Source organism: Tenacibaculum sp. E3R01, assembly GCF_003318185.1.
Lineage (GTDB): Bacteria > Bacteroidota > Bacteroidia > Flavobacteriales > Flavobacteriaceae > Polaribacter > Polaribacter halocynthiae.
Genome location: NZ_QOCC01000025.1, coordinates 242,229 through 263,998 on the forward strand (window position 1 = coordinate 242,229; position 21,770 = coordinate 263,998).

The 21,770-nt window shown below is 30.0% G+C and carries 19 protein-coding genes; 6 read left to right on the forward strand and 13 right to left on the reverse strand.

The window, feature by feature from the left end:
• Window positions 1–194: 194 nt before the first annotated feature.
• From DS884_RS13750 to DS884_RS13765, 4 genes are all read left to right on the forward strand, one after another.
• Complete coding sequence (locus tag DS884_RS13750) at window positions 195–1,316, forward strand: vWA domain-containing protein (protein ID WP_113787145.1); 1,122 nt, start codon at window positions 195–197, stop codon at window positions 1,314–1,316.
• 66 nt (window positions 1,317–1,382) lie between these two features.
• Window positions 1,383–2,846: an AAA family ATPase gene (locus DS884_RS13755; protein ID WP_113787146.1), complete on the forward strand. Its 1,464-nt coding sequence runs from the start codon at window positions 1,383–1,385 to the stop codon at window positions 2,844–2,846.
• A gap of 166 nt (window positions 2,847–3,012) precedes the next feature.
• Window positions 3,013–4,014, forward strand: coding sequence for a metal-dependent hydrolase (locus DS884_RS13760; protein ID WP_113787147.1), 1,002 nt, complete (start codon window positions 3,013–3,015; stop codon window positions 4,012–4,014).
• A 16-nt stretch (window positions 4,015–4,030) separates the two neighbouring features.
• Window positions 4,031–4,195: a Lacal_2735 family protein gene (locus DS884_RS13765; RefSeq protein ID WP_113787148.1), complete on the forward strand. Its 165-nt coding sequence runs from the start codon at window positions 4,031–4,033 to the stop codon at window positions 4,193–4,195.
• 430 nt (window positions 4,196–4,625) lie between these two features.
• Here the strand turns inward: DS884_RS13765 and DS884_RS13770 are convergent, their stop codons facing one another.
• On the reverse strand, window positions 4,626–5,588 hold the full coding sequence (locus DS884_RS13770; protein WP_113787149.1) for a BT4734/BF3469 family protein: 963 nt from the start codon (window positions 5,586–5,588) through the stop codon (window positions 4,626–4,628).
• Window positions 5,589–5,852: 264 nt separating this feature from the next.
• On the opposite strand from DS884_RS13770, the gene DS884_RS13775 reads away from it, so the two are divergent.
• Window positions 5,853–7,622, forward strand: a complete 1,770-nt coding sequence (locus DS884_RS13775) for a reverse transcriptase domain-containing protein (RefSeq protein ID WP_113787150.1) — start codon at window positions 5,853–5,855, stop codon at window positions 7,620–7,622.
• Window positions 7,619–8,029, forward strand: a complete 411-nt coding sequence (locus tag DS884_RS13780; protein WP_113787151.1) for a hypothetical protein — start codon at window positions 7,619–7,621, stop codon at window positions 8,027–8,029. Before DS884_RS13775 ends, DS884_RS13780 begins: the two co-directional genes overlap by 4 nt.
• Before the next feature lie 831 nt (window positions 8,030–8,860).
• Here the strand turns inward: DS884_RS13780 and DS884_RS13785 are convergent.
• The 12 genes from DS884_RS13785 to DS884_RS13840 form a co-directional block, all read right to left on the reverse strand.
• Window positions 8,861–9,163 carry a hypothetical protein gene (locus DS884_RS13785; protein WP_113787152.1) on the reverse strand — a complete coding sequence of 101 codons (303 nt, stop codon included), beginning with the start codon at window positions 9,161–9,163 and terminating at the stop codon, window positions 8,861–8,863.
• An 18-nt stretch (window positions 9,164–9,181) separates the two neighbouring features.
• Window positions 9,182–10,255, reverse strand: coding sequence for a cytochrome d ubiquinol oxidase subunit II (gene cydB / locus DS884_RS13790; protein ID WP_113787153.1), 1,074 nt, complete (start codon window positions 10,253–10,255; stop codon window positions 9,182–9,184).
• A 3-nt stretch (window positions 10,256–10,258) separates the two neighbouring features.
• A complete protein-coding gene (locus tag DS884_RS13795) occupies window positions 10,259–11,590 on the reverse strand; it encodes a cytochrome ubiquinol oxidase subunit I (protein WP_113787154.1) in 1,332 nt (443 codons plus the stop codon).
• 93 nt (window positions 11,591–11,683) lie between these two features.
• A complete protein-coding gene (locus DS884_RS13800) occupies window positions 11,684–12,265 on the reverse strand; it encodes a methyltransferase domain-containing protein (RefSeq protein ID WP_113787155.1) in 582 nt (193 codons plus the stop codon).
• A 620-nt stretch (window positions 12,266–12,885) separates the two neighbouring features.
• Window positions 12,886–14,106, reverse strand: a complete 1,221-nt coding sequence (gene dsrP / locus DS884_RS13805) for a sulfate reduction electron transfer complex DsrMKJOP subunit DsrP (RefSeq protein WP_113787156.1) — start codon at window positions 14,104–14,106, stop codon at window positions 12,886–12,888.
• A 229-nt stretch (window positions 14,107–14,335) separates the two neighbouring features.
• Complete coding sequence (locus DS884_RS13810) at window positions 14,336–15,469, reverse strand: 4Fe-4S dicluster domain-containing protein (RefSeq protein WP_113787157.1); 1,134 nt, start codon at window positions 15,467–15,469, stop codon at window positions 14,336–14,338.
• A 6-nt stretch (window positions 15,470–15,475) separates the two neighbouring features.
• Entirely contained in the window at window positions 15,476–16,105 is a 630-nt protein-coding gene (locus DS884_RS13815) for a cytochrome C (protein ID WP_113787158.1), read from the reverse strand.
• The gene (locus DS884_RS13820) at window positions 16,098–16,793 is read right to left on the reverse strand and encodes a multiheme c-type cytochrome (RefSeq protein WP_113787159.1); all 696 of its coding nucleotides are present in this window, start codon (window positions 16,791–16,793) and stop codon (window positions 16,098–16,100) included. Before DS884_RS13820 ends, DS884_RS13815 begins: the two co-directional genes overlap by 8 nt.
• A 3-nt stretch (window positions 16,794–16,796) precedes the next feature.
• Window positions 16,797–19,121, reverse strand: coding sequence for a molybdopterin-dependent oxidoreductase (locus DS884_RS13825; RefSeq protein WP_113787160.1), 2,325 nt, complete (start codon window positions 19,119–19,121; stop codon window positions 16,797–16,799).
• Between the two features lie 3 nt (window positions 19,122–19,124).
• Complete coding sequence (locus DS884_RS13830) at window positions 19,125–19,364, reverse strand: hypothetical protein (RefSeq protein ID WP_113787161.1); 240 nt, start codon at window positions 19,362–19,364, stop codon at window positions 19,125–19,127.
• Between the two features lie 324 nt (window positions 19,365–19,688).
• Window positions 19,689–20,417, reverse strand: a complete 729-nt coding sequence (ric, locus tag DS884_RS13835) for an iron-sulfur cluster repair di-iron protein (RefSeq protein ID WP_113787162.1) — start codon at window positions 20,415–20,417, stop codon at window positions 19,689–19,691.
• A 2-nt stretch (window positions 20,418–20,419) separates the two neighbouring features.
• Window positions 20,420–21,658, reverse strand: a complete 1,239-nt coding sequence (locus DS884_RS13840; RefSeq protein ID WP_113787163.1) for an alginate export family protein — start codon at window positions 21,656–21,658, stop codon at window positions 20,420–20,422.
• Between the last annotated feature and the right edge of the window lie 112 nt (window positions 21,659–21,770).

The following is a 21,770-nucleotide window of genomic DNA, read 5'->3' on the forward strand; positions in this document are numbered from 1 at the left end:
TTATGTAAATACGATAGCGGATTTAAAAAATAAATTCCAAATATTTCTATATGTAAAATAGGATTGTTTGGAATTTATTACTCCTTTTACTCTAAAAAATATATCCATAGGTTATTTGTATTTATAAACGTTACAAATAACAGTAATCTATGATATAATTGGCATAAAAATACAAATATCCGTATTTTTATGGTATGGCTAAACAGTTTAACAAAGGGTTACGTTTTAAAAAATTCAAGGAAAAAAAAATCCCAATTTTCGATAAACTCTTTGATATTTTCAAAGAATTATTAACCTATACTTCAGGAGATTTTGATGAGGCTTTTGAATGGCTAAAACAATTGGATGTAGAATATAGTTTAACTACTCCTGAATATACACTTGATGACTTTTTAGAAGATCTAAAAAATAAAGGCTACATAAAAGAAGAATTGGAAGATGGTACTGGAAGTTCAAAAAATAAAATTACTTCTAAAACAGAACAAGCACTGCGTCAAAATGCCTTAAATCAAATTTTTGGAAAATTAAAAAAACGGGGTGCTGGAAATCATAAAACCAAAGCTATTGGTAGTGGAGATGAGAATACAGGTGAATTTCGAAATTTTCATTTTGGAGATTCTTTAGATCGAATTTCGATGACTGAAAGCATAAAAAATGCGCAGATTAACAATGGTATTGGTAATTTTTCCTTAACGGAACAGGATTTAATTGTACAAGAGACGAATTTTAACGCGCAAATGAGTACCGTTTTAATGATTGATATTAGCCATAGCATGATATTGTATGGAGAAGACAGAATTACTCCTGCTAAAAAGGTAGCAATGGCATTAACAGAACTTATTAGAACCCGTTATCCTAAAGACACTATGGATATTTTGGTTTTTGGTAACGATGCTTGGATGATTTCCGTTAAAGACTTACCATACTTAAAAGTAGGGCCTTACCATACGAATACTGTTGCAGGGCTTCAACTTGCCTTGGATATTTTGCGAAGAAAACGAAATACTAATAAGCAAATTTTTATGATTACGGATGGTAAACCTAGCTGTTTACGTATGGCTGATGGTACGTATTATAAAAATAGTAATGGCTTAGACAAGCATATTGTAGAGAAATGCTACAATATGGCTGCACAAGCTAGAAAATTGCATATCCCCATAACTACCTTTATGATTGCAAGTGATCCCTACTTAATGCAATTTATCGAGCATTTTACAAAAGCAAATCAAGGAAAGGCCTTTTATACTGGTTTAAAAGGTTTAGGGGAAATGATTTTTGAAGATTATGAACAAAATAGAAAAAGAAGAATACGATAAATTTAAAATTATACATTATTAATAAAGAAGTATACTTAAAAAGGATACTATACTAGAATATACAATATGAATCATCAAGATATAAATACATTAGGTGAATTAAAAGCTACAGGATATCAATCTATTTCCATAAAAAACGAGTTAAGAAACAATCTAATAAATAAATTAAAGCGGCAAGAAACGGTTTTTACAGATATATGGGGCTATGAAGATTCCGTAATCCCTGAATTAGAAACTGCTATTTTATCGAAGCACAACATTAATCTTCTAGGATTACGAGGTCAAGCAAAAACAAGGTTAGCACGTTTAATGATAACCCTATTAGATGAGTATATTCCTATTGTAAAAGGTTCTGAAGTAAATGATGATCCATTACGTCCTTTATCAAGATATGCCAAAGAACTAATAGCTGAACATAAAGACGATACACCAATATCTTGGATACACAGAGAGGAACGCTTTTTTGAAAAATTAGCAACTCCCGATGTAACTGTAGCCGATTTAATTGGCGATGTAGATCCTATAAAAGCCATGAATTTAAAATTGAATTATGCAGATGACCGGGTGATTCACTTTGGGATGATTCCAAGAGCTAATCGTTGTATTTTTGTAATTAACGAAATTCCCGATTTGCAAGCCAGGATTCAAGTATCCTTATTCAATATACTACAAGAGGGCGATATCCAAATTAGAGGGTTTAAATTACGTTTACCTTTAGATATTCAGTTTGTATTTACAGCAAATCCTGAAGATTACACTAATAGAGGGAGTATTGTAACGCCATTAAAAGACCGTATTGGTTCGCAAATTTTAACGCATTACCCAAAATCTATAGAAATAGCTAAAAAAATTACTGCACAAGAAGCAACCTATCTTCAAGAGCAAAAAAACAAGATACATGTACCAGAACTTGCAAGAGATATAATTGAACAACTAGTTTTTGAAGCGAGAAAAAGTGAATATGTAGATTTAAAAAGTGGTGTAAGTGCCCGAATGAGTATCTCAATCTTTGAAAATCTTTTAAGTACTGCTGAAAGAAGATCTTTGTTAAACGAAGAAACGAATACCTCGGTTCGTGTATTAGATTTTTTAGGAACTATCTCTGCAATTACTGGAAAGATAGAGTTAGTTTATGAAGGAGAACAGGAGGGAGCAGATATGGTTGCACAAATACTACTCAATAATGCGATTAAAACTATTTTCAATACCTTATTTCCAGAAATAAAGAAATTGAAAAAGGAAGGAGAAGCATCACCATATGACGCTATATCATCATGGTTTTCTTCTAAAGATGCTGTAGAGTTATTAGATGATATGGATGAAAATTATTTTAGAGAGCAGTTAGATTCGATAGCGCCTTTAACTCGTTTAATTAAAAAATACCAACCTGAAATTTCTGAAAAAGATATACCTTTTATGCAAGAATTTATACTTTGGGCATTGTCTGAATATAAAATTTTAAACAAGGAACGTTTTAACACTGGTTTTCAGTTTAATGATCCATTAGCCAATTATATAAGAAGAATATAGTTCTTCTTTATAGCTATGAGCATTCAAAAATGGAGGTGATGAGTTTGTTTTAAAAAAACTCAAAAGGAAATTATAATATAACTTTTCCAAAAATAGTTGATAATGCAAGGGAATTAGATTATTTTGAATAAAAATGGTGTTAAAAGATTAAAAAAAATAGATAGAATTGGATTCACTTACACAGGTTGTATTAGGAGCAGCAGTTGGCGAGGCTGTTTTAGGAAAGAAAATTGGAAATAAGGCTTTACTCTATGGAGCAATTGGTGGAACTATACCCGATCTTGATGTATTTCTAGGATTATTTACAGATACAATTACTGCGATAGAATTACATAGAGGATTTAGTCATTCTATCTTATTTTCTGTAATTATGGCACCTCTATTGGGGTGGTTAGTTAATAAAATAGAACGGAGTAAGAATCTTGGTTGGCAACCTTGGGCTAAGCTATTCTTTTGGAGTTTGATTACACATCCTTTGTTGGATGCTTTCACTACATGGGGTACTCAATTGTTTTGGCCTTTTAATATAAAAATAGCTTTCAATTCTATTTTCGTTATTGATCCTTTGTATACATTACCTTTTCTTTTTTGTTGCATAGCAGTTCTTTTTTGTAAACGTACCTCAAAACTCAGATGGAGATTTAATAGATTCGGGTTGATTATATCAACAAGCTATCTTTTTTGTACACTTATTTTAAAATCATTAGCGTATAAAAAAATTGAAAGTGAATTACAAAATCAAGGTATAGAATATACCTCAATTAGTACACGTCCTGCTCCTTTAAATACTATTTTATGGAATGCTAATATCGATACAAAAGAGAATTATCTGATTACTGATTATTCCTTTTTTGATACGCAACCCTTAAAATTCAAAAAGTACCCTAAACATCGTGAAAAATCAGAGGCATTAATTAAATATTTAAATGTACAACGACTTATCAATATTTCTGAAGGATGGTATATTATAGAACAAAAAGAGGATCAATGGTATTTTAACGATCTGCGATTTGGATTAATTCCAAGAGAAGATGGTAGTTCATTTTTTACTTTCTCCTATTACTTAAAAGAAAAGGAAGGGGAAATTCAGGCAACTGAAGTTCCTAAAACCAAGCGAGAAGCAAAGTTTTTGATGCAACGACTTTGGCATAGAATAAAAGGAAATTAATCTAAGAAATATAAATATGTTCGGAATATTCAAAAAGAAATCACAGAAAGAAAAATTACAAGCTAAGTATGAAAAACTCTTGAAAGAAGCTTATACGTTATCTACCACCAACAGAAAAAAGAGTGACCAGAAAGCTTTTGAAGCTGAAGAAATTATGAAACAACTAGAAAAGCTTAATTAATATTAACAAGAAGCAATTGCAAAGCGAATCATGAGATCAAATTTATTAAATATAAAACTCCTTAATAATTTTACATAATGTCCAATTATAGCTACAAATGTATAGTTACAATTTTTCTTGAGAACCGCGTATTTAAAAAATTATGAACCATTGTACAGAATATGAAATTCTCACGAAAGCCCAAAACAAACTGGGATATTTTACATAATATAGAATTATAGCTACGAACTATATTATCAAGGCTAAAACTGAATATGATATATTTGTACTATAATGTTCTGCGTTATGTAACTTTGCTTTGGTAAAAAGCTTTTACCAGTACTAATATTCTTTTATTTTTTTCTTTCTAAAAGTTTCTTTAAAAATGTAATGGAATACGCTTTGCCCGAAGCGACGATAGGAGTGAAGTGGTAATGTGTATGGAATGGGATTAACTTGTAAACTTATCTTTTTTAGTAACAAAGCCTTTTTCTTTAGCATAAAAAACTATTGTCCCTAGTGATATAGAAGATGACATTTCTAAATTTCTACTATTGTAGCAATATTTTAGTATGTTTTTACTTTCAAGTTCATTATGTTTTTCTTTATCTAGCTCACATAGACTTAAAAAATATTTTTCACCTAAATCATAACTAAAAGTACTTGCAATAGCTAAAGCAACTCTTAACCATTTATCAAAAGAGTTTGTTATTGATAATTCTTTTCTTTTTAAATATTTAATTATAAGGTTAATCATTTTTCTATGTTCAGATTTATTTAAACCTTCTGTAGCATAGGCACTTTTATTAAGAGATTTACTTAAAGTCGATTTTTTAGATTTAGTTTTTATAACTGTTTCTTCGATTAGTTTATCTTTATAAATCTCAGAAGTTGTATTTAAATATAAATCTTTATCCCAAGAAACAAAACATAACCTTGTAACATCACTTCCACTATTGTCTAGTTCAATACTATATTTTATTTTAAAATATTCTTTAAGAGAATTGAAACTTGATTTATGTTCTTTGGGTGTACTATTTATTTTTACCAAAGCTTTTAATCCTTCATTTGATGGAGATAGCCAAACTGAATAAATATATTTGTCTTTAGTTAATTTATCTTTAATATTATTTATGGTAGATAAATCAATATGGTCAATATCTAAAATCATAATATTATTGTAAACATCTAAATTCTCAAGTTTTCTACCGTTTTTAAATGTTCCACAAAAAGTTACTATAGGTAGTTTAATTTTTAAAGTTTTATATGAATCATAATCTTTTTTATCAGTAAAATATCTGCATTTTTCTATTATTGTTTTATATCTACCTTCCTTTATATCCTTAAGTTCGTCCAATAAATTTGATTGAACAATGGTTTTTGTATAGATATTTTGAAATCTAGAAACTTTCATTTTTAATTATAATTTTAAAGCCATAAATATACTATATTTGGTTTAAGGCGTAGGCAAGAGTGAGGTTTACTTCATTATGTTGAACAGGTATAAGAATTTATTCTTTAGGTGTTAGTAGCATTAACTATTTTAGTTATAATCGAAATCACTGAAACAATTTACGAACCTAAAAATCCTGATGCTTATGGTTTCTGCTGTATTTGTATATCAGAGCAGCAATGTATCTCAATCAAATTGATTTCTACGCTCTACGCCTTATTTAAAATGAAAGAATTAGAAGATTATTATACAAACCCAGCGATAATTAAAATGCTTTGTAAACACAGAGCAGGGATATCTCACAAAAGACATAAAAAACATATGTCTAGAGATATTAGCTTTCATAATAGAACTAATAAAATAACTATTTCACATAAAGATTCAGATTTTATTACTATTCAATCTTTATTTCCAACTCGCAGAAATTGGAAAAAGCTAAATCAGACAGAAAGACTTGACCCAAATAGATTAACAAACAGTCTAGAAAGAAATCAAGAGAGACTATGGAAATCGTATAAACTTGAAAAGTATCTTGTTGATTTTAAAGGAAAAACACCTGAAAAATGGTATAATAAACTATTATTATTCTGTGATAAAATTAGAAAAAAGATAGAAGATATATCTAAAGATAAATACATACTTCAAAAACCACTAATATTCCCTTTACCTAAATCAAATAAAAACGGTAAATATATCTATCGTCCAATTGCAAAATTTACTTTGGAAGACAAAATAATTACATCTTTGTTTTCTAGATATTTAACAATAAATTTTGATAGTGTATTTTTAGATTGTTCTTATGCTTTTAGAGCAAGAAAGAATGGAGTTGTACCAAATCATCACGATTCAATTATTGAAATATTAAAATATAGAAAAAAATACAAAAAGGTTTGGGTTTCTGAATGTGATATACAAAAGTTTTTTGATACAGTACAGCATAAACATCTAATTAAGATTTTTAATGAAACAATAGAAGAGTTATTAGTGAAAGGAATTAAAATATCTGCTACAGCTATTAAGTTATTTTCCTTGTTCTTAGATTCATATTCTTTTAATTTAGATGTTCTTACTAAAAATAGCACACCAAAGTATTTTAAAGATAATGGAGTTCCAGTTGGTGAATTTGGTTGGGTAAAAAAGGAACTTGTAGATAAGTACTCGCAAAAATATATTGATGAATTTAAAATAGGTGTTCCTCAAGGAAATGCAGTTTCTTGTTTTATTGCAAACCTTATATTAAATAACATTGATAAAGCTGTAAAAGAGGTTAATAACGATATTTTGTATGTAAGGTATTGTGATGATATGGTTTTAGCTCACAAAGATGTTGATATATGTAAGAAAGCTTTAGAGATTTATAAAAAAGGGATTAGAGACAATTATTTGCTTTATCACGAGCCTAAAAGTTTTACAAATTATAAAGACTCTGCGAATGACTTTTGGAAAGTAAAATCAAAGGAACCTTATTTTTTTGGGAATAAATATGCAAATGAAAGAAACATACCTTGGCTTTCTTTTGTTGGTTATCAAATAAATTATAAAGGAGAATTAAGAGTTAGAAAAAGTTCAATAAAAAAGGAAATTAGTAAACAGATTAGCGAAACTCAAAGAATTTTAATTTCTCTAGGGATTGATAAAAACAGAGAGTTACCGGACATTAATAAATATTCACGAAAAACAATTAATCAAATTGTTTTTAGCTTACAACAAAGGTTAATTTCAATGTCTGTAGGCAGAGTTACCATATATAATTATGATAAAACTAACCTTAACCAAGGTCTATGCTGGACTAATGGTTTTCATTTATTAAATAATAATAAAATTGCTATGAAGCAATTAAAAGAGTTGGATAAGAGGAGAGAACAACAAATCTTGTACTTAAAAAGAATTATTTCTCATTTAGACAAAGAAACAGATGGTCAAGATGATTTACCAAAGTATATGGAAGAATTATATTTTGGTTTACCTTATAGCTATTATAATCATATAAAATGAGTGTATTACATTTCATAAAATCAGAACTAAAATCGTTTAACTTAGAATTAACTCCAAAACAAGATGGGAGGGAAGGAGTTGGTTTTTTAATAGGAGACAACCTATTACATCTACAATCCATTGATTTAGATGCCACACAACGTAGTATTAAAATATCTAAACAAGATTTAGGAGAACTAAAAGATAACTTGTTTGTCGCTTTAGTTTTAATTTTAGATAAAGAACCAAAGGTTGTTTATTTAATCCCATCAAAAGACTTATCACAAGGTGATAACAACATATTTATTGAGAATAATGTGTCATTATTGCCCAGTTTGTCCAATTGGGAGATTAAAGTATCTAGTAATACAATTCCAGAATTAGTTAAGTATTCTTTAGAAAATATGATAGATAAACTAAAAACTTAGTTTTATAACATTATGTAAAATAGAAACTACGCGTTTTTTACCCAGATGGAGCGTTGGCAAAACGGCCTCAGAAAACTTTGGTTAAAACAATAGGTGAATGAGCGTACATATTTTAGAGGTCTAGTTATACATATTCTTAACAAAAATAAGGTTTAAGGCTAGTTCAAAGTAATCTTAATGGGTTACAATGTTTCCTAAAATATAGCGATTGAGCCGTGATTGTTTCCAAAGTTTTGTGCAGCCTTGATTTTTTTGTTTCTTTTTTTATCAAGAAAAAAAGATAATAATAAACCTTAATAGTCACGATTTCAAATTTCAGTTCTAAATGTTCTTAAACAGCACAAATTAAAAAAAGTTGAATTAGAGCACAATTAAAGCAAGTGTATAGAAATTTATTTTTCTTAAATTTTATACTCTTGCGGAAACCTTTACGAGAATGCCGTAGAAAAAAATATTGCAGGATTATTATCGAATACGCGAATTTTGAATGAATCTAAAAGGTTAGCTTTTTTATGGCGGTGGCTATGCGGTTGGAAATTGTGTTTTAAAAAATTAATGCGATAGCATAATTATTTTAATAAAGCAATCGAGCTATAGAATTATAGCTTTCGAATATTTAATAATGTGCAGGTCGTAAAATGGCTATTACATAATTACTGTCGATATAAGTCTAACGACATGATATCTGTAATTATGTAAAATACACAGTATTCGCCATTTTACTCATAATAACATTTGAACTATAATTAATATTATGTTAAATAGAATTTTTATAGAAAGATAGGAACTTCTTGAAATACTTCCTTTCTATAGAATGTTTGTTACTATAGTTTACTCCTTTTTTGATACTACAGTTTTAAAATAATTGATGGCAACTAATCCTATAATACCTCCTAAAAAAGAAATAACACAATTAATACTAAATAGAAAAATGTTAATCGATCCATGATTCATAATTGAATATGGATCAAAACCTAATCTACCAAAGGTTTTAATAAAAAAAACACTTCCAAAAACACCAGCAATTGTATTTCCTAGTATCCCAAATGAATATTTTTTATAAATAGATCCCACGATTATAGCACCTATAATACCTAAAAAAATACTTACTAATGAAATTAAAGTCCCTGTCATACATTAATCTTATACCAATTAATGACCATAATCCATTTTATCAATCTTACCTCCTAACAATCTTTTTTGTATAATCATGTATACAAAAAGTAATATAAAACCTATTATTCCCCATGTCATAGCTACAGACAACCCATATTCAGAGGTAGCTGTATTATAGATGGTTAAAGGTTCTTTTATATCATTCACAGAAGGTAATATAACTGGAAATAATGATGCTAATGATGATGTAATTCCACCTAAAATTAATAGTGTAGAACACAAAAAAGCATGACTATCTTTTTTTATTTTTTTGATAAAAAATAAACCAACTAATCCAGTAATATAAATAAGAGGAAACACTAATAATAATGGAGTTTCAGCAAAATTATTTAATGAATTAGGGTTTACAATTTGCCACAGTACTATTGAGCATATTGTAAGTACGATTAATGCTATATTCAATGTAAAAATAACCTCTTTTAATTTTTTATTTATAGACGAGTTAGTTTTTAAAATCACCCAATTAGCACCATGAATAGCCAAGGTAACAACCGCTATTAAACCAATAACAATCGTAAACCAATCAATAACTCCTGGAGTATCACTTAAAGGACTAAAACTACTATCCCAAAGTGGTAAGAAAAAATAATGTCCTTCATAAACAGATACACCATTTTCAACACCTCCTAAATTTACACCTCGTATAATATTTCCTAGCGCTATTCCAAAAAAGAAGGCTAATAATAAACTAGAAACCCCAAAAGATTTGTCCCAAATGTCTTTCCACATTTGAAACTGAAATTGTCCTCTAAATTCTAAACCAATAGCTCTAAAAATAATTAACCATAATACAAGAATTAAAGGTAAATAAAACCCACTAAAAACAGACGCATAAAAAGTTGGAAATGCCATAAAGAGCATCCCTCCTGCCGCTACTAACCAAACTTCATTAGAATCCCAGAATAGCCCTGCCGATTTAGCAATGACTTCTTTATCTTTTTCTTTTTTTGCAAAAAATAAATGAATTATTCCTGCTCCAAAATCATATCCATCCAAAATAAAAAATACAACTAAAACAATCGCTATTATTATATACCAAAATATTTCCATAATCTAATGTGTTTGAGGTTTTGGACCTTCATTTATTGTTTTTCCTACTAAAACTAAAAACAAGAGGCCTAGCAGCATATATAAAGCAACAAAACCAAGTAAAGTGAATAATGTATTACCAGATGAAACTGTAGGAGAAATACCATCACTTGTTTTTAATAAACCATATACTAAATACGGCTGCCTGCCTAACTCGGTAGTATACCACCCTGTAATATTAGCGATATAAGGAAACGGAACTAAAAACATGATAGTCCATAATAAGCGTTTTGAAGTGTATAATTTTTTTCGCCATAAAAAGAAAAATGCTAATGCCATTATACCAATAAATAAAGTACCTAAACCAACCATTATATGATACGAATAATACAATGCAGGAATATTATCAGGTAATTCTTCTTCTTTAAATTGATCCATTCCAGGAATTTGTTTATTCCATTCTTGATAGGTTAAAAAACTTAGGATGTTCGGAACAGCTATTTTGTTGTCTAACTTCTTTTCAACCATATTTGGCTGACCAATCAATACGATCTCTGCTCCTGCTTCTTCCGTTTCAAAAATACCTTCCATTGCTGCAAAAGTTGCTGGTTGATACCTTGCTACATTCTTTGCGTTCCAATCTCCAGTAGGAAATGCCAAGAGAACACTAGAAATCAATCCGAAAACAACCCCTGTTTTTAAAAACAATTTTCCATATTCTAATTGTTTATTTCTTAAAACGTAAAAAGCACCTATACTTGCTACTACAAACGATGATGTTACTACAGAGGCTAATTGGTTATGTAAAAAAGCGGGTAACAACCAAGGGTTGGTAAATAACGCTGAGAAGTTTTTTAATACAAACTTCCCGTTTTCTAACACCTCATAACCTACAGGATGCTGCATCCATGCATTGGTAGATAAAATAAACCAACCACTAGCCCAAGAGCCTAAAAACACTAAGAAACCTGTTAAAAAGTGTAGTTTTTGACCCATTAACTTTTCACCAAAAATAAATAAGGCTAAAAATGAAGATTCTAAAAAGAAAGAGAACATTCCTTCCATGGCTAATGTTTGTCCAATAATACCACCTGTTAGTTCAGAAAACTTAGCCCAGTTAGTACCAAATTGAAATTCCATCGGAATTCCGGTTACGACTCCCATGGTAAAATTTACAGCAAAAATTTTCATGAAAAATTTAGCAGCATTGTTATATTTTTCAATGTTATTTCTTAAATATTTACCTTTAAAATAGACTATCAATAACGATAATCCCATGGTTAATTGCGGAAAAATATAGTGGAAAGTGATAGTAAATGCAAACTGCAATCTATCATAAAAGAGCATGTCATCCATAATCTAATTTTTAGACTATAAAAATACGAATCGATTCGTGAATTCTAGACAACTTTGGCTATAAAAAAGCGGTAAAAACGAACTTTTAACAGCTTATTTTTTCTTGAATTTTATAAATAACTCCATCCCTTGTCTATTAGGATATGAATTGTAACATTCATTAAAAGTTTCGAAAGAAAAAAACGGTTCAAAATACTTAATGTACTCCTTTTTTGTTCCTCCAAATGGTGGATGATCATCATTTAATTTAGCATCGAACAATAGCCCCACTAACTTTCCTTCACCTTTTAAAACATCTTTCATTTTAATAGCGTACTTAGCTCTTAATGTTGGATTAATAGCGCAGAAAAAAGTTTGTTCAATAATCAAGTCAAACTGCATTTCAAGGTCAAAAAAATCACCTAAAATTAATTGTTTTTCAGGAAGATTTGGAATTCTTTTTTTTAAGTTCTCAATGGCAGTTTCTGACAAGTCAATTACATACACATTTTTAAAACCTTTATTAAAAAGGTATTCTGCCTCATAGGAGTTTCCACCTCCAGGAATTAAAATTTTCAGCTCTTTATTATCTAGTTGATCAAAATAGGCTTTTAAAGGAGGAGATATTTCACCTAAATCCCATCCAATTTTATTGTTTTTGTATTTATTATTCCAAAAATCTGCTGCTAAATCCATCTAACAAAATTATACAATTTAAGTTTATTTTTTTCATAGAAATACAACAAAATAAGCTGTCCAATTAACAGATTACTTCAGTCGTTACCTTCCTTCGTAATGACAAAAAACGTCACTGCGAACAAAATGTAATGAAGTGAGGCAGTCTGTTTATGCTGTATTGAAAATTTAAATGGAAACTATCATTAGAGAGATTACTTCAGTCGTTCCTTCTTCGTAATGACAAAAAACGTCACTGCGAACAAAATGCAATGAAGTGAAGTAGTCTGTTTATTATGGATTGAAATTTTAATAGGCAACTAATATTAGAGAGATTACTTCAGTCGTTCCTCCTTCGTAATGACAAAAAACGTCACTGCAAACGTAGAGCAATGAAGTGAAGTAGTCTGTTTATTATGTATTGAAAATTTAATTGACAGCTATTATTAGAGAGATTACTTTAGTCGTTACCTTCCTTCGTAATGACAAAAAAAACGTCACTGCGAACAAAATGCAATGAAGTGAAGCAGTCTGTTTATGCTGTGTTAAAAATTTAATTGACAGCTATTATTAGAGAGATTGCTTCTTTCGTTCCTCATTCGCAATGACATATCTTTAATTTATAAATATAATTATAGGTGTTACTTCTTTTTATAACGCATTTTACCAATTTCTATGCTGATAGCTGTACGTGCTAACATGGTAAAAATAAGTGCTCCCATAGCCCAAATACCTAATGTAACACCAATTTCAATACCAGTTGGAGTATATTCTGCAATCTTACCATAAGGACCAGGAATAAAACCAGGAACAATTAAACCAAACCCTTTTTCAATCCAAATAGCTATAAATAATATACTACAAGCAAAAAATAATACTTTAAAGTTGTTTCTAAGTTTATGAAACGTAAGTAATACTGTTGCTATAACATTTAGTGTAATAGCTGTCCATATCCACGGTAATAATGCCGTTTTTCCATCTAAACCAAAAAATAAATAGTAAGCACTTTCACTATGGTGAGTTGGTGCATAAAACTCTTTAAATAATTCAGAAATTAACATGATTAAGTTAATTTGAGCAGCAACAGTAACTACTAAAGCTAGTTTTTTAATCGTTTTATCTTCTATTTTAAATTCGGTATACGTTCTAATAATAGCTAACACTAAAATAATTAAAGCCGGACCAGCAGCAAAAGCAGATGCTAAAAAACGAGGTCCTAATAAAGCTGTATTCCAAAAAGGTTTTGCCTGTAAACCTTGGTATAGAAAGGCAGTAACTAAGTGAATACCAACCGCCCAAAAAACTGAAATTATTGCACCTGGTAAATACACTTTCTTTTTAGATTCCTTTCCTTGATAATGCCTAAATAAGATATAAAAAGGAATACTTAAATTGATAAATAAATACCCATTAAGAGCAATAACATCCCATGTTAACATTGAATTAGGAAAGTTAAATACACCAACAACAGGAAGCATATGCCATAAAACAGATGGTCCTCCCATATCAGCTACTACAAATGCTAAACACATAATAAGTGCAGCTACAGCAAGCCCCTCTCCTATTAAAACTGCTTGTTTAAAATCTACATCCTTTAATACATACGTTGGCATTACTAACATAACAGCAGCAGCAGCAACACCTACTAAAAATGTAAAATTTGAAATATATAAACCCCAACTTACTCTATCTGTCATACCAGTAACACTTAAACCGTGTTCTAATTGAATCGAATAACAGTACATTCCTATTAACATGATTAATGTTAAAAACGCCATCCATAAATGGTATTTCTTAGAACCACTAGTAATAACATCTAAACTGTCTTTAACTAAACTTCCAAAAACTTTAAGTCTTCTCATTTTATTTTCTATTATAACTCTTAGTATATATATTATTTTAGGCGTTTCCCAAAAGGGTCGGGCTTTCCGTTAAATCTTTTTAAAACATTGTATTAACCAAGTAACTTTTTATTTGCTCGGGTACTTTTTTCTTTTAAAGAGATTACTTCGTCATACTTTCCTCGTAATAACTGCTTTTATGGATACTATTTTAAAAAGGATATCACTGCAATCCCTAACGCACTATCAATTAATCCATAAAATACCAGAACTTAGGTTCAGTACCTAAATCTTCTTTTAATCTGAATACTTTTTTATTTTCTAATACCCAACGAATGGTACTATTAGGATCAAGTAAATTACCAAATACACGGGCTCCTGTAGGACATGCTTCTACACATGCTGGGTTTTTTCCAGCTCTTGAGCGTTGTACACAAAAAGTACATTTTTCCATCACTCCTTTTTTACGCATTCTATTTCCTAAATAGTGTTGGTTTTTGTTTACTTCCTCTTCTGGCACTTCAGGTTTACTCCAGTTAAAACGTCGTCCATCATAAGGGCAAGCTGCCATACAATACCTACAACCAACACACCAATCATAATCTACAACTACCAATCCGTCTTTTTCACGCCAAGTTGCTTGTACAGGACACACTTCTACACACGGAGGGTTATCACAATGAAAACACTGTGTACCCATGTAAAAATGGCCTTCCGCAGGAACTTCATGGTAATAATTATCATCAGCTTCATTAAAATTAAAGCCTTTTCCATCTTTTATTTCATGAATACGGATGTATTCCATTTGTGAGTTTCTATCTTGATTATTTTCTTCAACACAAGCACTTACACAATCCATATATCCCTGACATTTAGAGATATTAAAAGCATATCCAAATAAAACATCATCTTCTGCATTTTTTGAAGACATACTAATTGTTTTTCCAGTACGTAATTGATACGAACGAACTAATCTATCAACAGTAGCCTTTTTTTCATCATCCTTCATCAATTTATAGTTTCCTTTAAATTGCTCTTCCCAGTCTATTTGCGCTTTCTCTTTAGATTCATCACTAGAAACTACACTTGTACAAGAAGATACTGCTCCTGCTCCAATTAATAAACTAGCTGTTAGTTTTTTAAAAGCACTACGGCGATCCATTTTAACATCAAAAACTTGCTCAAAACCATCTCTATGCTTTTCTTCTCCAATAGAAGCATTTACGGCTGCATCAAAAAACTCTTCTTCGTTTAATTCTTCTTTTGAAGTGTTAGAATTACATCCTACAGAGGTTTTACCACAACCACAAGAATTTGAGTTCGTTGTTTGTTTATGTTTACTATTTAGGTTTAGAGAAAACCATTTTTTATTGTTATTGCTCATGCCTAATTATTTACGTTCTTTTGTCTTTTCAGTATTAAATCTTGCTGGCCACTTAGTATCAAACCCAGGTGAATGTGGATTATGACAATTTACACAAGTCATAGAAACTATTGGAGGTGCCCAACCGCCAATACGCTTACCATGCGCGCCACCCGTCCAATCTTTATATTCTTTTTGGTGGCATTGGCTACATAATTTAAAACTCTTATTAAAATCAATAGTATGCCCTGTTAAACTCTTTAAATTGTCCATATCTTTTCCGTTATGACAAGTGTTACAATTCATTGTTTCTTGATTGGCATGATTCAATTTTATATTCCAGTGTGCTTTTTTTATGTCAGCACTTTGCATCTCTTTTAATGGTTTGGTATGACATTCAGTACATGCATATGATTTAATTTTCCCCTTTCTATCTGGAATTAAAAATTTAAGCCCGTCTGCAGAAATTTCTATAGTTTTAATATGGTCAGTATATTTCTCTGAGGTAATTGAAGTTCCTTTATAGTTTTTACTTTTCGCTTTTATTTTATCTGTAATACTATGATATTCATCTTCTTTATGATGCTTACATGAAGAAATTAACAAAACAATTAATAAAGAAAAGCCTATTAAATATGTAGTTTGATACTTATTCATTTGTTTTAATGTTTCTTATAAATGTTCCTATTTCTTCAGTTACTTTGTCATTTGGTACATGACATTGACGACAATTTACACGTTCAGGGTGTGTAACTCTAATTTCTTTCGGAGCACTTGGTCCTGCATGACAAGCCAAACAATTTTCTCTTAATTGTATTTGATGTGGAATAGTTGGCGGACTTGTAAGTAATACATTGTTTACCCCTACTTTAGGCGCATTAACATTTGCATAATTTCCAGCTTTAAATAAAGTTTGCTTTTTTTGTTCTACATGACATTGTTTACAGTTCACCAATTCAGGATGTGGTGTTACAGGTGTATAGGCTTTAAATTTCTCAACAAAACCTCCATTTTCATGGCATTTTAAACAACTACCATCTCCAATATTCTGCTTTTCATCTATAGGATGTGGAATACTTGGTGGAGCACCATGATAGGCTCTATTATCATAATAGTTTTTTAAACTTCTTTGATGGGTCTCATCTACTGGTATGTTAACATAGTCTATAGCATGTTTAGACCGCTTAAAAACTCCTGCTTCTGAAGGAATTTTTACTATTTCTTTTTTATCCTTTACAGGAATGTATGCTTCTTCCTTACCAGTTTGATAACTATAATTCCATATAACAATAAATGATATAAATAGAATTATAAATAATGATATAATACCTAATCGCTTTCTCATACCTTATGCTTTTTCTACTTTAACAGCACATTTTTTATAATCTGGCTCTTTTGATATAGGGCAAAATGCATCTAAGGTTACATCATTGATTAACATGTTTTCATCAAAGAAAGGCACAAATACTTGTCCTTTTGTAGGTAAACCTCTCTCATTAATTGAAGCAGGTAAAATACATGAACCTCTTCGTGAGCTTACTTTTACTTTTTCACCTTTTCTTATGTTTAATCGTTTAGCATCGTCAGGATGAAACTCTACATAAGCATTTGGCATAGCTTTATGTAAAACAGGTATTCTTCTAGTCATAGAGCCTGTATGCCAATGTTCAATAACACGACCTGTGTTTAACCAAAACGGATATTCATTATCAGGAACTTCTGGTGCTGGTTCATAAGGTCGTTGCCAAATAACCGCTTTTCCATCTGGTTTTCCATAAAAATGAAAATCTTCCCCATTAGAACAAGCTGGATCATACTTTGCATTAAAACGCCATTGTGTTGATTTTCCATCTACATAAGGCCAAATAGCTCCAGATTCTTTTTTTAACACTTCTAAAGGTGCCATATTGTGCTTTTTACCAGCATGAAACTGACGATATTCATTATAAATTTCTTCTACATGGTTTTCTTTAGAATATGGAAACAAATCTCCATAGCCCATACGCTTAGCAACTTCAATAAACATCCATGCATCAGGTGTTGTTTCACCAGGTCCTTCCACCATTTTGTTCCAGTGTTGGGTTCTTCTTTCAGAATTACCGTATAATCCAGATTTTTCTATATGCCAAGATGCTGGTAAAATGACATCAGCAACATCTGAGGTTGGTGTTGGAAATACATCAGAAACTACCACAAAGCACGATTCTTTTTCCATTCCTGGACGAAATCTACTTGTTCTTGGTAAGGATACTAACGGATTTACAGCTTGAGTCCAAATAAACTTAATATCTCCTCTATCAACAGCTCTAAACATTTCAGTAGCATGATATGTTGGTTTCGAAGGAATTCTTTCAACTGGAACTTTCCAAATTTTAGCTGCTTTTGCTCTATGCTTAGGGTTCATTACAACCCCTTTAGGTAGTTTATGAGTAAATGTTCCTACCTCACGAGCTGTTCCACATGCAGAAGGCTGCCCTGTTAATGAGAAAGGACTATTACCAGGTTGTGAAATTTTTCCTGTTAATAAGTGAATATTATAAATGATATTATTCATCCATGTACCTCTGGTATGTTGATTTACACCCATGCACCAAAGTGACATTACTTTTTTGTTTGGATCACCATATATAGCTGCTAAATATTTAATGTCTTTAACAGAAACCTTTGTAAGTTTTGATACTTTTTCAGGGGAATAGTCTTCTAAAAAGGCTTTATACTCTTCAAAATTAATTTTTGTAGGCTTATCTTTAAATTTATATTTATCCTCTAAACCATAGCCCATTTTAGTAAGTCCTTTACTAAAACTACAGTACTTTTCAATAAATGAATTATTAACCCAACCATTATTAATTATTTCATAACAAATTGCATTACCAACGGCTAAGTCTGTTTGAGGTTCAAATAAAATAGATTTATTTGCTGCCATACTAGATCGAGTTGTTCTAGTGGCAAAATCTATAATTTTTGCTCCTCTTCTATTTTTTTCTTCTAACATTCTAGAAAATAAAACAGGATGCATTTCAGCCATATTATTTCCCCAAGTAATATAGTAATCGGCATGATCAAAATCTTCATAGCATCCCATTGGTTCATCAGCTCCAAATGTTGTTAAAAAACCTGCTACAGCACTAGCCATACACAAACGAGCATTGCAATCTAAATTATTAGTACCAATGGCACCCTTCATAAATTTAGAAGCTATATACCCTTCAGGAATCGTCGATTGCCCTGATGTATACATAGCAACCGCATCTTTTCCATGTTCTTTAATAGTCGCTTTCATTTTATTAGCTACTATGTCTAATGCTTCATTTATTGGTGTTTTTACGTACTTTCCATTCTTTTTAACCAAAGCATGTGTTAACCTATCTTTTGATTGTATACACATGGTTTGATGGTACCCTTTTACACAAAGTAATCCTTTATTTACTGAAGAATTTGGATCACCTTTAACTGCAATTGCTTTACCATTTTCAACTCCTACTAAAATACCACAGCCAACACCACAAAATCTACATGGTCCTTTTTTCCAATCAAAATTACCTTCAGGAATTCCAGCTTCTTGATCTTTTGCAAATAATATACCTGGAAACATAGTTGCTGCCGCTGTCATTGCAGATAGCATTGCCATTTTTTTAATAAAGCTTCTTCTGTTTGTTGTTGATGTATCCATATATTAATTCTTTATTGGTGTATTAAATCCTGAAACCATTGCTAACAATTTTAAACTAGCAATAGCATCCAATTTTTCTTTTAAAATTGTTTCTTGTATTTCATCTTCTGTTTCTGTAACCAAAACTAAAAGATCTTTATTTTCTGCTGGAAAAATTTCACATTCTGTTATTGATGAAATAGCTGTAATAAGCTCTTTCTTTTTTCCTGTATAAGGATGTACTAAATAGCTTTTAATTGGCATAAGAGACTAGTTTTAAATTAAACTGTACACAAATTTGTCTTTTTAATTGAAGTTTAAACATGATAAATATCATGTGATAAAAAAGCAAAAATCTAGAATCAATTAAACATATAGTAAAACACTGATAAACAATACATTGAATTTTTTTTTATTGTCATACATGAGTAGTTTAGTTTTATTATAAATAACTTAAGAGTTGATTATCAATTAATTTAGCTCATTTTTAGATTGCTTAGTACAAGAACAACAAACCCTATCTGTAAAAGATCATTTTGTTCTTTTAAGATAGGGTACTATTAAATTTTATAATAATTGTTTAAATAATTATACTTGTCTATTAATTTCTTGTTCTAGTTTGAGTGCTTTTGAATGCAAAATATTGTTTTCTAAGTGTATATGTTTATGCAAATCTTGTTCAAACTCGTCTAATTTAGCATATAAAGCCTTAAATGTATTACAAACTCCTTCTGGTGGCATGTAATTATTTGTAAGCTTTGCTATTTGTTTAAAAACATTTCTCGCATTTTCATGCTCATGCTCCATCATTTGTATTGGATTATTTACAGTCCCAAATGGTGGAGTAACTGTATTACTTCCTTCTTTTTTAGCAATAACTAATTGCTTTATAAACGGAAATAATATTTGTTCCTCTTTTTGTAAATGCCCTATTAATTCATTTGCTACTTCATGAAAAAGCATATTTACTTCTGTTACTTCTATGTAATGATGTCCATGAACTTTAGCTACCTTATTTGCATACTGTGATATCAATGGCAAATTTTCTTTTATATAAGTGTGATGTACATTTTCAATATAAATCATTAAAAAATCTAATTCCCATTTATCATAATCTTCTATAATATCTTTTACTATATCTACTTCAGAAAGTTCTTTTTTTAAAATTAATTGATTTACATTATTCTTCAAGCAGGCTTTTTCAATTGAAATATTTCCTCCACAACAAAAATCAATTCCATGTTTTTTAAAAATATGAGCCGTTTTTATATTTTCAGTAACATATTCAGCAACAGTTTTTTCTTTTAATGTTGCCATTTTTATTTTTTTGATGAAAATAATGTTGGTTTAATGGTTACCATAACCCAACCCCAATTATTAGTATTATTGTCATTATTTCCTTTTAATATTTCCATCCCTTCAGTAGGAAACATATGTGAATAACCTGCTTTGATACCTATCTCTTTAGTAAACTTATATCCATATACTATATCTAACTCTGTACCTAATTGCTTAGAAACTGTAGTATTAATATCTGCTGCAGCAGAAAAATTATGAATAAACGTTGTTAAACTAGATTTTGGGTTTAATTTATAGTTTACTTTCATATATACATCTAATAACCCTACATTGTTAGCATGATTACCAACATAGAAATAATCCATAAGTCCATTAAACTTATGATTAGTTCCATAAAAAGGAGTGAATGCGTAGTTCTTATTATCAGGAGTATTATAATCATTACCACTTAATAATTCCATACCTAAACCTAGTTTGATCTTGTCTGTTGCTTTATAATTAGCTTCTAACCCTAATAAATAAGCGCTTAAGTCTCTATTCAATATATCATTACCAAATTGGTAATATAAATTAGAAACAATATCTAATCCATAAACTTTAGTTTTTATATGTGTTCCTATAGTTTGACTATATTTAAGACCTGTAGATGATTGCAAACCATTGTTTAAAAATAAAAAGCTTCCTGAAAAATTGTTCCATTCTTTATGAAACCAAGCAAATTGCATTGCTTTATATGTTTTAGGAGTTGTTAAATTAGTACCTACTAAACCTTCTTTTGACTGATTAAAAGCTAAACCAACGTCTATTCTGAAATCATTTTTTTTATATTTTAACAACGCCATATCATGACTACGTGCTTGTTGAGCCCAATTTACATTACCAAATATTCTACTATCATCATAAACTACTTCTTGACGTCCTAACTTTAATGAAAAATTTCGATCTAACAATATTTCTGCCCAAGCTTGTTGTAAACTTAAACCATTGGCATCTGCTATGTTTAATTGAGGAACGTCACCCCAAACTCTTACATCCTGAAAACTAATGTAAAAATTTAGTTTATCCATAGAAAAAGAGGTATTCAATCTTGTTCTTTGCGACACAAACATGGCTGCATTTGCATCATTAGGAAATAATGTTTTAAATCCATGTCTGTATTCTGCACGAGGTCGTAACTCTGCATCTATTTTTAGTTGTGAGTATGATAGTGTTGTTATAAATAGTAATAATATGCTACTTAAATATTTATTTATTTTCATGATGTTCATTTTTACATTTCTTTAACAAATTTCAATATAAAAACTCCTGTAAAACATGATAAAAATCATACCTCTCTTTTTTTAATTAAAAACCTTCTTTTTAGTATAAATA

Bases quoted from the DNA above. Each gene is read 5' to 3' on its own strand.
- DS884_RS13750 (WP_113787145.1), top strand. From the start codon at position 195: ATGGCTAAACAGTTTAACAAAGGGTTACGTTTTAAAAAATTCAAGGAA.
- DS884_RS13755 (WP_113787146.1), top strand. From the start codon at position 1,383: ATGAATCATCAAGATATAAATACATTAGGTGAATTAAAAGCTACAGGA.
- DS884_RS13765 (WP_113787148.1), top strand. From the start codon at position 4,031: ATGTTCGGAATATTCAAAAAGAAATCACAGAAAGAAAAATTACAAGCT.
- DS884_RS13770 (WP_113787149.1), bottom strand. From the start codon at position 5,588: ATGAAAGTTTCTAGATTTCAAAATATCTATACAAAAACCATTGTTCAA.
- DS884_RS13775 (WP_113787150.1), top strand. From the start codon at position 5,853: ATGAAAGAATTAGAAGATTATTATACAAACCCAGCGATAATTAAAATG.
- DS884_RS13780 (WP_113787151.1), top strand. From the start codon at position 7,619: ATGAGTGTATTACATTTCATAAAATCAGAACTAAAATCGTTTAACTTA.
- DS884_RS13785 (WP_113787152.1), bottom strand. From the start codon at position 9,163: ATGACAGGGACTTTAATTTCATTAGTAAGTATTTTTTTAGGTATTATA.
- cydB (WP_113787153.1), bottom strand. From the start codon at position 10,255: ATGGAAATATTTTGGTATATAATAATAGCGATTGTTTTAGTTGTATTT.
- DS884_RS13795 (WP_113787154.1), bottom strand. From the start codon at position 11,590: ATGGATGACATGCTCTTTTATGATAGATTGCAGTTTGCATTTACTATC.
- DS884_RS13800 (WP_113787155.1), bottom strand. From the start codon at position 12,265: ATGGATTTAGCAGCAGATTTTTGGAATAATAAATACAAAAACAATAAA.
- dsrP (WP_113787156.1), bottom strand. From the start codon at position 14,106: ATGAGAAGACTTAAAGTTTTTGGAAGTTTAGTTAAAGACAGTTTAGAT.
- DS884_RS13810 (WP_113787157.1), bottom strand. From the start codon at position 15,469: ATGAGCAATAACAATAAAAAATGGTTTTCTCTAAACCTAAATAGTAAA.
- DS884_RS13815 (WP_113787158.1), bottom strand. From the start codon at position 16,105: ATGAATAAGTATCAAACTACATATTTAATAGGCTTTTCTTTATTAATT.
- DS884_RS13820 (WP_113787159.1), bottom strand. From the start codon at position 16,793: ATGAGAAAGCGATTAGGTATTATATCATTATTTATAATTCTATTTATA.
- DS884_RS13825 (WP_113787160.1), bottom strand. From the start codon at position 19,121: ATGGATACATCAACAACAAACAGAAGAAGCTTTATTAAAAAAATGGCA.
- DS884_RS13830 (WP_113787161.1), bottom strand. From the start codon at position 19,364: ATGCCAATTAAAAGCTATTTAGTACATCCTTATACAGGAAAAAAGAAA.
- ric (WP_113787162.1), bottom strand. From the start codon at position 20,417: ATGGCAACATTAAAAGAAAAAACTGTTGCTGAATATGTTACTGAAAAT.
- DS884_RS13840 (WP_113787163.1), bottom strand. From the start codon at position 21,658: ATGAAAATAAATAAATATTTAAGTAGCATATTATTACTATTTATAACA.